Annotated in this window: 11 protein-coding genes; all 11 read left to right on the forward strand. The window is 40.8% G+C overall.

The window, feature by feature from the left end; genetic code table 11:
* Positions 1 to 49 precede the first annotated feature (49 nt).
* The 11 genes from recO to yjgA all read left to right on the forward strand — a co-directional run bounded on the left by recO (position 50) and on the right by yjgA (position 12,675).
* Positions 50 to 778 carry a DNA repair protein RecO gene (gene recO / locus ACUR5C_RS05815; RefSeq protein ID WP_454467417.1) on the forward strand — a complete coding sequence of 243 codons (729 nt, stop codon included), beginning with the start codon at positions 50 to 52 and terminating at the stop codon, positions 776 to 778.
* Between the two features lie 36 nt (positions 779 to 814).
* Positions 815 to 1,555 carry a pyridoxine 5'-phosphate synthase gene (gene pdxJ, locus ACUR5C_RS05820; RefSeq protein WP_454467418.1) on the forward strand — a complete coding sequence of 247 codons (741 nt, stop codon included), beginning with the start codon at positions 815 to 817 and terminating at the stop codon, positions 1,553 to 1,555.
* Entirely contained in the window at positions 1,552 to 1,941 is a 390-nt protein-coding gene (gene acpS / locus ACUR5C_RS05825; RefSeq protein WP_454467419.1) for a holo-ACP synthase, read from the forward strand. The genes pdxJ and acpS overlap by 4 nt, the downstream gene beginning before the upstream one ends.
* Before the next feature lie 119 nt (positions 1,942 to 2,060).
* Entirely contained in the window at positions 2,061 to 2,912 is an 852-nt protein-coding gene (mreC, locus tag ACUR5C_RS05830; protein ID WP_454467868.1) for a rod shape-determining protein MreC, read from the forward strand.
* On the forward strand, positions 2,896 to 3,381 hold the full coding sequence (gene mreD / locus ACUR5C_RS05835; RefSeq protein ID WP_454467420.1) for a rod shape-determining protein MreD: 486 nt from the start codon (positions 2,896 to 2,898) through the stop codon (positions 3,379 to 3,381). The genes mreC and mreD overlap by 17 nt, the downstream gene beginning before the upstream one ends.
* A 57-nt stretch (positions 3,382 to 3,438) precedes the next feature.
* Entirely contained in the window at positions 3,439 to 4,044 is a 606-nt protein-coding gene (locus ACUR5C_RS05840; RefSeq protein ID WP_454467421.1) for a Maf family protein, read from the forward strand.
* Positions 4,041 to 5,513 (forward strand): ribonuclease G, encoded by a 1,473-nt coding sequence (gene rng / locus ACUR5C_RS05845; RefSeq protein ID WP_454467422.1) that lies wholly within the window; start codon positions 4,041 to 4,043, stop codon positions 5,511 to 5,513. Before ACUR5C_RS05840 ends, rng begins: the two co-directional genes overlap by 4 nt.
* Positions 5,514 to 5,536: 23 nt before the next feature.
* Positions 5,537 to 9,685: a YhdP family protein gene (locus tag ACUR5C_RS05850; RefSeq protein ID WP_454467423.1), complete on the forward strand. Its 4,149-nt coding sequence runs from the start codon at positions 5,537 to 5,539 to the stop codon at positions 9,683 to 9,685.
* A gap of 53 nt (positions 9,686 to 9,738) precedes the next feature.
* Entirely contained in the window at positions 9,739 to 10,611 is an 873-nt protein-coding gene (locus ACUR5C_RS05855; RefSeq protein WP_454467424.1) for a carbon-nitrogen hydrolase family protein, read from the forward strand.
* A 53-nt stretch (positions 10,612 to 10,664) separates the two neighbouring features.
* Positions 10,665 to 12,101 (forward strand): metalloprotease TldD, encoded by a 1,437-nt coding sequence (gene tldD, locus ACUR5C_RS05860; RefSeq protein ID WP_454467425.1) that lies wholly within the window; start codon positions 10,665 to 10,667, stop codon positions 12,099 to 12,101.
* A gap of 46 nt (positions 12,102 to 12,147) precedes the next feature.
* Complete coding sequence (gene yjgA / locus ACUR5C_RS05865) at positions 12,148 to 12,675, forward strand: ribosome biogenesis factor YjgA (RefSeq protein ID WP_454467426.1); 528 nt, start codon at positions 12,148 to 12,150, stop codon at positions 12,673 to 12,675.
* Positions 12,676 to 12,683: the final 8 nt, after the last annotated feature.

Below are 12,683 nucleotides of genomic sequence, written 5' to 3' on the forward strand. Positions count from 1 at the left end.
ACGCTGTTGCAACGATCTACTTTTGTTACGCTAAGTTAACCACACGCTTATGAGCCAAACTGCTATTGAAACCCAAGGTTTTGTACTTCACTCACGAGCATTTCAAGAGAATAGTTTAACATTACAGCTTTTTACTTTAGATTACGGTTTTATTAGCGCTATTGGTAAAGGCATTAAAAGTAAAAAATCACAAGCGCGTAAAGCGCTACTGCAACCGTTTAATTTACTGAATTTCGTATTGGCTGGACGGGGTAACTTAAAAACCATAACCCAGGTTGATGCTAGCGAATTATTGTTAACCAATACTTTTGTCAATGCCCCAAAAGCAATGGCGTGTGGCTACTATTGCAATGAGCTTTTAACTCGCTGTTTGCCAGAGCAACAAGAATTTCCCGAGGTATTTGGGGCTTACAAAGAAACGCTGATCGCGTTAAGTACTACACAAGAGTTAGAAGAGTTACATGGGCAGTTGCGGCGCTTTGAAATGTACTTATTAAAACAACTTGGACATGCCCCCGACTTTAATTTTGACACGCAAGGAAAGCCGATAAACGCCGAATGTTTTTATCAGCTGTTTCCCGATAGTGGGTTTCAATTGACTGCGGCGCCTTTGCGCGGCAACCTTGTATCTGGAGCCGCAATTATTGGGCTTGCGAATAACCAAATTAGTACAAAAATTGCAACGGAAAGTAAGTTAGTTATGCAGCTGTTATTGCGTCAAGTTATTGGGAATAGACCTTTACAGAGCCGAAAAATGTGGCAACATATTCGCGACTAATTGAATACCAAGAATTTAACAGAAGAGTTGAGTAACATGAGCATTAAAAATCCAATCTATTTAGGTGTAAACGTCGATCATGTGGCAACTTTACGTCAAGCCAGAGGCGTTGATTATCCGCAAGTTGTTCAGGCTGCTTTGGTCGCAGAGCAAGCTGGAGCTGATGGAATTACTATTCATTTGCGCGAAGATCGTCGTCATATCCAAGATAGAGATGTAGAGTTAGTTAGAGAATGTATTAATTCTCGATTAAACTTTGAAATGGCCGTCACTTCAGAAATGCTCGCTATTGCCAAAAAGACCCAGCCAGCGTTTGTTTGTTTAGTACCAGAAAAACGCGAAGAATTAACAACAGAAGGTGGCCTTAATGTGGTTGCAAACTATGATAAGGTTAAAAGCGCTTGCGATGAATTAGGCGAGCAAGGAATTCAAGTATCTTTGTTTATTGACGCGCAAGCCGAACAAATTGATATGGCTCACAAAGTAGGCGCGCCTTTTATTGAGATTCACACTGGACATTATGCCGAAGCGAAAACAGAATCTGAGCGTAAAGCCCAGTTGACTCTAATTGAAGAAGGGGTGAAGCATGCTAAAAGCCTCGGACTAATGGTAAACGCTGGACATGGGTTGCATTATCATAATGTTGCAGAAGTCGCCGCGATCAAGGATATTTACGAGCTTAATATTGGACATTCCATTATTTCTCAGGCCGTATTTAGTGGGCTACACAAAGCGGTAAGTGATATGAAGTCAATTATGTTGGCAGCCCGCCAATGAGTATATTAGGCATAGGGATTGACCTGTGTGAAATTGAGCGAGTTCAGAGCTCAATCGATAAACATGGCGAGCTTTTTGCGAAAAAAATTTTGCACCCTAATGAATTAGTTGTTTATCGTAATTTAAAACTAAGAGCCCGTTATTTAGCAAAACGTTTTGCGGCTAAAGAGGCATTTGCTAAAGCAATGGGAACTGGTGTCGCTGAAGGCGTCAGTTTGCCCTACATTGAAGTAGTTAATGATGAGCTTGGCAAACCGAGTATCCTATTACACGAGACAACCCGCGAAAAGCTCGCGAGTTGGGGAAATTGCCGCGTTCATTTAAGCATTAGTGACGAAAAAAACCTCGCTCAAGCGCAAGTCATTATTGAAAAACTGAGTGATTAGTTAGTTTTTTAATGGTTTATCTTTGATTGAAAGCTGTTTCCCGTTGAATATTGCTTGTTGACTGAGATAAAATAACAAAAATCTTATAAATTCAACTGCTTACCAATAAGGCTGTCGTAATTAAAACTTTATTCTCGCAAGGCGCTTCGCATACCACACGGCTTTTTATTGTCGTGGTGCTTTCGAGTATATTAATGTTTGTTGATCACCACGAGCAGCATCTTAAATGGTTACGTAACGGGATCGCGACTTTTATTACTCCCATTGTTTATTTAGCCGACATTCCTGGTGAGTTCTTCGCTTGGGGCGGAGAGAACTTAGTCTCACGCAGTCAATTACGCCAAGAGAATGCCCGCTTAAAAGATGAGTCGCTTATTTTAAAGTCACAATTACAAACGCTAGTTGGGCTGCAAGCTGAAAATGCGCGGTTAAGAAACCTACTGGGTACCGAAAATAAGTGGTTTGATAAAAAGCTAGTTGCAGAAATTATTCAAATTGATAGTGACCCTTTTAGTCTTAATTTTTTAATTAACAAGGGCAGCGTACACGATGTTTTCGAAGGGCAAACAGTCATCGATGCATACGGTATTGTCGGCCAAGTGGTCGAGGTTGCACCGCTTTACGCTAGAGTATTAATGATTACCGATGCCACTCACGCTATCCCGGTGCGGGTTAATCGGAATGGGGTTCGTTCAACATTGGTGGGTACAGGGCGGATTGACTTATTAGAATTGCAATTTGTACCTGATACTACCGATATTAAAGTAGGCGATTTACTACTCAGTTCAGGCTTAGGTCAAAAGTTTCCTGATGGTTACCCTGTTGCCACCGTTTCTTCTATTGAAAATGATCCCAGCGCACCTTTTGCTCGCGTCCAAGCGACGCCAATGGCGAAGTTAGCACAGTCATCCATGGTACTACTCATTTGGTCAGAAAGAGCTCAGGAGGTGGGTAATGAGCCAAAAAGCTGACTCTAAGGGTGGATTTGTCATTATTATGACCTTTGCGGTCGCTTTATTAATGGACGCTATGCCACTGCCATCAATGATTGATGTGATTATGCCCGACTGGGTTGTAGTGGTATTAATTTATTGGGTTATGGCGTTACCTAATCGTATCGGTGTGGTAAGCGGCTGGATTTTGGGTTTATTTGTCGATGTGTTAAATGGTTCATTGTTTGGAATTAATGCATTGTCGTTGGCTGTGGTCGCCTTTTTAATACAAGCCTTATATCACCGTTTAAGACTATTTCCTCGTTGGAAACAGGCCCTTAATGTAGCGGTTATTGTTGGAATTCATCGTTTGATTGTGTTTAATCTTAATGGTTTGGTAGAGCCGGTGAGTTTCCAATTAAGTTACTGGTTGCCGCTGTTTGGTGCGATGGTTTTTTGGCCATGGGTTTTTATTTTATTAAGAGATATTCGACGTAAGTCTTGTTAAAAAAGGGCTTATAACCTAGTAATTTTTTCACTAAGACAATAAAGGGACGATTTAGTCATGCCGGAGCAACCCGAGCGAAAAGTTTACCTTGCTTCTCAATCTCCTAGAAGAAAAGAGCTACTCACTCAAATTAAGGTGCAGTTTGAGAGTCTTAACGTGGATATTGACGAGTCAGTTAACCCCAGCGAATCTGCGTTAGATTATGTTTCGCGTATGGCGCAAGAAAAGGCCTGTGCGGGAGAGAACGACTTATTAAAACAGGGGGTTAACCCCGCTAGTTGCATTATTTTAGGCGCTGATACTAGCGTAATATTGAACCAGAAAATTCTTGGTAAACCAAAGAATGATGCCCAAGCAATGCAAATGCTACAATCTCTCAGTGGGCAAACTCACCAGGTGATTACGAGCGTATGCGCGCGTGCGAACAGTCGCTCTAAAGTGGTGAATAGTATCACTCAGGTCACTTTTGGTGAGATTACTGATGCTACCATAGTTAACTATATCGCTTCTGGTGAGGGAGCTGACAAAGCAGGCAGTTATGCCATTCAAGGAAACGCTGCGCGCTTTATTCAATCGATTCAAGGTAGCTATAGTGGTGTGGTAGGGCTACCCTTATACGAGACAGCTAAATTGCTTGAGGATTGTTTAGGAAATAGCCAATGAAAGAAGAAATCTTATTTAGCGTAACCCCACAAGAGTCTCGGGCTGCTGTGATCGAAAATGGCATGCTGCAAGAGCTACTTATTGAGCGCGCTTCTAGCAGAGGGCTAGTTGGTAATATTTATCGAGGTAAAGTGATTCGCGTTTTACCGGGGATGCAAGCGGCGTTTATTAATATTGGACGAGAACGCTCTGCATTTTTACATGCCGCAGAAATTTTGCCAATATCTGAAACTGAGCTAATAGAAAACGACAATATCACCACGCCAGACATAAATGAGTTGTTACATGACGGTCAAACCATCACCGTTCAAGTAATAAAAGATGAATTAGGTACCAAAGGAGCTCGCTTAACTACTCACTTGACCATTCCTTCGCGGTTTTTAGTGATGATGCCAGACAATCCGCATATTGGTGTTTCGCAACGAATCGAAGACGAAACTGAGCGCAAGCGCTTAAAAAATTGTCTGCTTCAGTCAGAATTACCCGAAAAAGGTCAGGGGTTTATTATTCGTACTGCAGCCGAAGGAGCAAAAGAAGAAGAGCTCAGACACGATGTCGATTTTTTAGCGCGGCTTTGGAAAACCATTGGAAACAATATAAAGGCAGCCAAAGCCCCTTGTTTAGTGCACGAAGACTTAGATTTAACGCTGCGTTTAATTCGTGACTTGGCTCCGGCAAATGTCGAGCGAATTAGAATTGACTCAGAACCGGTATACCAAAGGTTGCTTAATTTTGTTGATCAATTTGTGCCGGCATTAAAGCCTTGTGTCGAACTTTATGGTGGAGAGCGTCCACTGTTTGATGTTTTTAATGTAGAAGATGAAATTGAAAAAGCGCTGCACCGCAAAGTCCAACTAAAGTCGGGCGGTTATTTAATTATTGAGCAAACCGAAGCGATGGTAACGATTGATGTGAATACCGGTGCTTTTGTCGGTTATAGAAATTTAGAAGATACTATTTTTAAAACCAATCTAGAAGCCGCTTCAGCGTTGGCGAGGCAGCTACGGCTGCGGAACTTAGGCGGAATTGTTATTATCGACTTTATTGATATGAAGGAAGAAGAGCACAAGCGTCAAGTTATTCGAACCTTAGAAAAAGCACTTGAACGTGATCATGCCAAAACTCATATTTCAGAAGTGTCGTCACTTGGACTAGTCCAAATGACCCGCAAACGTAACCGCGAAAGCTTGGAACATATTTTATGCGAGCCTTGTCCAACCTGTGATAGCAAAGGCAGCGTTAAAACGGCGCAAACTATTTGCTATGAAATATTTAGAGAGTTATATCGAAGCGCAAGAGCTTATGATGCGAGTCAATATTTAGTGCTTGCAACGCAAGGCGTTGTTGATCGAATGTTAGACGAAGAGGCTTCTCATTTAGCCGAGTTAGAGTCCATGATTGGTAAACCTATTCGATTCCAAGCAGAGCGGCTTTATACCCAAGAACAATTTGATGTTGTGTTGCTTTAGTTAGCTAACATTGAGTATTGCAGGTGAGTAAATTAAATAGCCATTGGTTTAGCAAAACATTAGCTTATATTATTAATAAGCTATGGCTGTTTATTGCGGCAAGTATAATCTTAATTGCACTTATTTTTACTTTACTAAGAGTCAGCTTACCGCAGATTAATTATTTTAAAGATGATTTAATTCAATGGGTAGAAACGCACTACCAGGTCGATCTATCAATCGACTTGTTAACGGCCGAATGGAAATCTCACGGCCCTATCATTTATGTTAATAACATTTCTTTAAGTGCTAAAGATACTACGGAAGAGCTATTTAGTGCATCACAAATCGAATTTTCTATTGATGGCTTAAATACGCTTATTAACCAGCAAGTTGTTACTGAAAAAATTAAAGTTCATGGTGCGAATTTGCGCTTTTTAGTTGATAGAAATTTAGGTTTTAAAATTGAACCCTATCAGCAACAGAATAATATTGATATAAGCCAGATAAGCCATCAGGTTTTTAATATTCTATTTAATCAAAAAGATATTGCAATAGTTAATTCGCAAATCGAATTTGTTACTTTAGCTGGCAAATCTTTTGAGTATCAGGTCACTCAGCTAAATGTTAATAACTTTCCTCAGGTGCACCAAATACAAGGCGAACTTGCTAATCAAAAAACAGGTAGCATAAAGCTCGTCGCCGAAATGCATGGCGAACCTTCTTCTGACTCAAGCTATACCAATGTGTATTTAAAAGGCAATCAAATTCAACTAAAGCAGTTGCCTATTTTTGAGTCTTACCCACAATTAAAGCCTGAACATGGCGAGCTTGATTGGCAAGTCTGGGCAGTGTGGCAGCAAGGGCGTTGGGATTCTGCTAGCGGTGAGGTTGAATTAACGGATATAGATTGGGAGGCTACGGTATTAAACCTTTCCAATGGAATAGAAAATAATTCATCTAATCAGCAAAGCGCGCAGCCTAAAGCACAGGCTATAAATCAAAATAAAATTGAGCTATTTAAGGCAAACTTTAACTGGGCGTTTAAAACTCAAAATACGGGCGAGCTTATCTTTCATGATTTAGGTTTAAAGTTGACTGAGCAGCAAGCTGTCACGCTCCCGATAATAGGCATTAGTTATTTACGTAATTCTCGACAACAACCGGAATGGCGAGTGGCTACTCATGATTGGCAATTTAGTAATTTAGCACAGTGGTGGCAGCTCTTTGATACTAAGGGACTTGTCGATGACTCGAGCTTGTTAGCCCTTAATATAAACGATTTAGCGGCTACCTTCAAAAAAGAAACTAACGGCTGGGCTGCGCCAGAAATGATTTTAAAATTTAATGGGCTAGTAAGCGACGCCATTAAAGGTATTCCCAGTATTAGCCAGTTAGAAGGTAGCTTGCTAGTTGCCGACAAACAGTCTCATATTAAACTCAGTAGCTCAGATGCTGAGTTTTTCTACCCGGCAATGTTTAGAGAAAAGCTCACCATTGGCGAGCTAAGTGCGGCGCTAACAGTTGAAAAAAATAGTGCAGATGATCTGCAAGTTGCCATAAATAATTTTGATTTTAAAAACACCGATCTAGAGCTAAATACTCGAGGCAGATTTTTTACCGAAAATGGCGAGCTCCAAGTCGCGCTAGCTTCTCAGCTAAACAATGTTGATGTTGCTCAAAAGTCTAAGTACTTGCCCGTGGGAGTAATGACGGATTCTTTAACAGGCTATCTTGATGAAAGTGTTCAGGCAGGAAAACTGAGTTGGGTTAGCTCACTTTTACATGGTCCTATACAGCGCTTTCCGTTCCAGGATAATTCTGGGACCTTTAATATTCATGCTTGGTTAAACCAAGCGAATTATCAGTTTCTTCCGCAATGGCCAGTTGTTAAAAATTTAGATGCCTACTTAATATTTGAAGGTAATGGCATGCACTTAACTGCACTAAGTGGCTCATCAGAAAAAGTAAAAATAAATTCCGCTGAGGCAATTATTAAAGATTTTTCTGCTGAACACACGCCTATGGAGTTATTTTTTGATGCTAACTCTATTAATAATTCGGGGCAGGCTTATTTACATGGATCTACCTTAAATGATTTAGCAGAAACTTTAGACAACATTGACTTTTTTGGCGAAATAAAAACTAAAGCCAAAATGCACATCAATTTAGGCGAGTCTAAGATAACAAGTTTAGACGGTGTGATTGAACCGCTCACAAAGGATAATTATATTATTGCCGGTGGATTTAAGGTTACTGAGTTAGCTGGCAAAATTTTAATTGATAAAGATGGTATCAAACCGAGCAAACTTAAGGCTAATTATTTTTCTGCGCCTTTAACTATTGCGGTAGAGTCACCTAAAGGCGAAGGCTCGCCAGAGCTAAGTGTGAAAATAGACGGTTTGCTTAACCAGCTAGCTTTAACTGATGTTTTAGGAAATGCTTGGTCACAGTTTTTAAGCGGAGAAACAGCGTTTAATACAGAACTTATTTTTTCGCCAGTCGATAAGCCCGGTGTTTTGTTAGTTAATGTTGACAGTGATTTAGTTGGACTCACGGTAGATTTTCCCGCGCAATTTGCCAAACAAGTTAAGCAAAAAACACCTTTTAGTATGCAAATGCAATTTGCTCCAGATAATAGCGCCAATGCAAAAATTAATTGGCAGGGAATACAAAGCCGGTGGTGGTGGCAAAATCTAGACGGTAAAGTTGAGCACAGTGGCGGCGCAATTTTATATAACTCTGAATATCGCGTGCCCGATATTAATCCGGGCAAGTTTGTTGCCGACCTTTCTTTTAAACAGCTTAAACTTGATGACTGGCTTAGTTTCGTTAAACGTGTTGAATCGAGCTTTACGCCAGAGCAAGACAAGAAGTTACCGGAACTTGCGTTAACTTTAAGATTCGAAGATATTCAAAACCCTTATTTTTTACTTAACAATATTAGCCTTGATGGTAGCGTTTCAGCTAAAAATGGCTGGGATTTAAAACTAAAATTAGATCAAGGAGAGCTTGATTTTTCTGGGTTAAATCAACACTGGAATATTCTCGCCAATGATCTGCAATTAAAATTCACTCCGGGTTTTGCACAATCATTTTATTCTAAAAGCGAAATTACTGACGCCGATGAGCAGATGCAAAAACCAGTTCAAGCCAATGATTCTGCTGCAGGCAAGCCAATTGATTATTCACTCAATCGGTTAGTCGAATTTTACCAGCCGCTTGAACAGGCGCAAGTAGACATAGCTTGCATTAACTGTGAGCTCGATAAAATACGAATTGGAGACTTTAAAGCGAGATTAAAACAAAACCAGTTAGGTTATTTTGTTAAAGGTAATTTGCTTGACAATAGTCGTCATAACTTAAATTTTCATGGCTACTGGTTAAATTACTTTAGCAGTCAAGATGACACAAACCAACTAATGTCCTTTGCTCAATGCGCTAACGAGGGCAGCGCTTGCCGAGCTATCAATCAGACGAGTTTAGAATATCAACTATCAAGTGATGATGTTGGAAAACTCATGAAAAATTGGCAGTATCCTGTTGGTATAAGTGACAGTGGCGGAGTGTTTAGTGGCAGACTAAACTGGAGTGACACACCGTTTAACTTTAATTTGCAGTCGTTGCGTGGTGATGCTCACTTTGAACTCTCTCAAGGCTATTTAAATGATGTAAGTGATGCCAAAGCACGTTTATTTTCGTTGTTTAGTTTGCAATCATTGTCGCGAAGGCTGAAGCTTGATTTCAAAGATGTTTATAAAGATGGATTTTTTTACGAAAAGATAACTGGCGATATTCAGTTAAATCAAGGCGAATTGGTGAGTGATAATATTTATATCGACGGCAGTGCGGCTAAAGTTGCGGTCGGTGGAAGCCTTAATTTAGTTGATCAATCAATTGAGCAAAGAGCCTTGGTTACGCCGCAGTTAACTTCTAGTTTACCCGTTTTAATTGGCTGGGCGGTTGAGCCAACAACGGGTATTCTTATATTTTTGCTCAACAAAATGTTTGAGCCCGCAATTGAAGTGGTATCACAAATAGAATACCGAATTCATGGAGATCTTGCGCAACCTCAAGTAGAAGAAATTAAAGCACAACACTCAACGGTCAAATATCAAGTAACGCCCAGTGATATTGAAAAAGCCAAACAGCAATTAGATTTAGAGCCTGTTGATAGCAGCGAAAAGGAATAACGTCTGTTGGTCTAATCGAATAGCAGCGCACCTTTCTAATAAGGAGTAGAGAAATGAATCCTATTAGCCAAACAAATACTACGAGTAAAACACGCAACAATGCATTACCAAGAGTAGCAGCCATTCAAATGAAAACTGGTTGTGACTTGGATAAAAATCTTGCCGATGCCGAAACATTAGTCGAGCAAGCCGTTCAAGCGGGTGCCAATTTAGTGGTTTTACCTGAATACTTTTCTATTATGGGAAATAGTGAAAGTGATAGGCTTAAAGTTGTTGACGTAAATAGTAGTGGTAAAGTTCATGTTTTTCTTAAAGGCTTGGCGAAACGTTTAAATACATGGATTGTCGGTGGCAGTCATGCAGTTGAATCAAACGATCAAAAGCGCCCATACGGACGCTGTTTGATTTATTCAGCCAGTGGTGAGTTAGTAACAAGTTACGACAAAATACATTTGTTTGATGTGAGCGTTGCTGACAATACTAAAAGCTACCGTGAATCTGCTGGGTGTACGCCTGGAAAAGACGTCTGTGTGTTTGATACACCCTGGGGAAAAGCTGGCGTAGCTATTTGTTACGATTTACGGTTTCCAGAGCTTTTCAGAGAAATGGTAGCCCAGGGGGCGCAAATGATATTTCTACCAGCCGCTTTTACCGCAAAAACAGGTGCGGCTCACTGGGAAGTATTGTTGCGCGCCAGAGCAATCGAAAACCAAGCCTACGTGATAGCTTCGGCCCAAGCGGGTGTACATGAAAACGGTCGAGAGACTTGGGGGCATTCGTGTATAATATCACCTCACGGAGAAGTTATTAAAACGCTTAAGCAAGAGGTAGGCATAGCGTTAGCTGATCTTGACTTTGCGCAGCTCGAGGCTTACCGCCAAACTTTTCCTGCGCTTAAGCATCGGCGAGACGTGGTTTCGAAATAGCGGTCATGTCGTAAGACTAAGAAAATTATAAAGTTATTTATTAGGTAGATTAAATGAATAGTGTGCAATCGATTACCCAGCAAGAGTTTCTACTTCCTGCACAGTTAGATCAAACCGATTTGACTCGCGTTTTAGAGTCGATGCTAAATCATCAAGTAGATTTTGCCGAACTGTATTTTCAAAGCTCGCGTCATGAAGCATGGGTATTAGAAGCCGGCATTGTTAAAGATGCTAGTTTTAGCAGTGATAAAGGGGTTGGTGTTAGAGCTTTAAGTGGTGAAAAAACCGGTTTTGCGTATACTGAAGATCTACTGCTTCCTGCATTAGAGCAAGCCGCGGTGGCTTCTCGTAGCATTGCGGTGCGTGGTGAGAACAAGAAAATTCATTTGGCACCAACTCACTCGGCCAAACCTCTTTATACGCAGCAAGATCCCATTTTAAGTTTAAACGAAGCAGCAAAAGTCGATATCTTACAAAAACTTGACCAATTTGCACGCCAGTTAGACTCTCGTGTTTCTGAAGTCATTGCATCTATTTCTGGCTCATTTGATAAAGTACTTGTTTGTGCTAGCGATGGGACTTTCGCCAGCGATGTACGTCCTTTAATTCGTGCCAATGTTAGCGTGATTATGAAGCAAAATGGAAAAACTGAACGCGGTTCAGCTGGTATGGGAGGGCGTTACGACTTTACCGATTTAAGCGACGCTAGTTTACAGCAGCTTGCAAAAGAAGCGGTGCATCAAGCGAGTATTAATTTGCAAGCTATTGCAGCACCGGCTGGTGCTATGCCTGTGGTGTTAGGTGCTGGATGGCCAGGCGTTTTGTTACACGAAGCAATCGGGCACGGCCTAGAAGGAGATTTTAATCGCAAAGGCTCATCTGCCTTTAGTGGCAAAATAGGGCAAAGAGTTGCTTCTGAGCTGTGCACCATAGTAGATGATGGAACCATAGCTTCACGTCGCGGCTCGCTGACCATTGACGACGAAGGTACCGAGTCTCAAGCGACTACTTTAATTAAAGATGGTGTTTTGATGGGCTATATGCAGGATAAGAAAAATGCACGATTAATGGGAGTTCAATCGACTGGAAATGGTCGCCGAGAATCATACGCGCATTTACCTTTGCCTAGAATGACTAATACCTACATGTTGGCGGGAGAAAGTGAGCCATCGGATATTATTGCTTCAGTAAAGCGAGGAATTTATGCGCCCAATTTTGGCGGCGGTCAAGTTGATATTACCTCTGGTAAGTTTGTTTTTTCAACCAGTGAAGCCTATTTAATTGAAAACGGTAAAGTGACTCAGCCGGTTAAAGGCGCGACGTTAATAGGTAATGGCCCAGATGTTCTGACCAAAGTAAGTATGGTTGGCAATGATTTAGCCTTAGACAAGGGCGTTGGCGTGTGCGGTAAAGATGGTCAAAGTGTTCCGGTAGGCGTAGGTCAGCCTACTTTAAAATTAGACCAAATAACGGTTGGCGGAACAAACTAAGCCTATTTTGAATGAAAGAATTAATTGTAATTGTTGAGTAAATAAAATGACAGACGATGACAGTCAAATCGATAGTGACTATAGTTTAATTGTAAGTAAAACCCAAAAGAAAAACGAAGCCAAAGCATTACAAAATTTTGGTAAGCGATTAATTGAGCTTAGTGAAAGCAAGCTTGAATTGTTACCACTTTCTGACAATACCATTGCTGCGGTTAAGGATTTTCATAAGCAAAGTGGAAACATCGCTAAACGACGGCATTTAGCTTACATTGGAAAGTGTCTTCGCAATGAAGATACTTCGCAAGTGCTGAATATTTTGGAAGGCGAAAATTTTGATAACTTGCGACATAAATCCAAAGTAGAAGACGACTCACCTAAAACAGACCAAGTAACAGAGTTGCTCGAAGGCGGCGATGGCGCAATCGAGGCTTTACTGCAAAACAATCCGCAGCTTGATCGTCAAACCTTGCGTCAGTTTGCTAGAAATTGGAAAAATGCTAAAACGCAACCTAAGAAAGATGCGGCCAAAAGTAAGTTGCAAGCATATTTAAATGAAATAACTATAAGTAGTTAATGAGAATT

The sequence above is a fragment of the Aliikangiella aequoris genome (genome assembly GCF_053709105.1).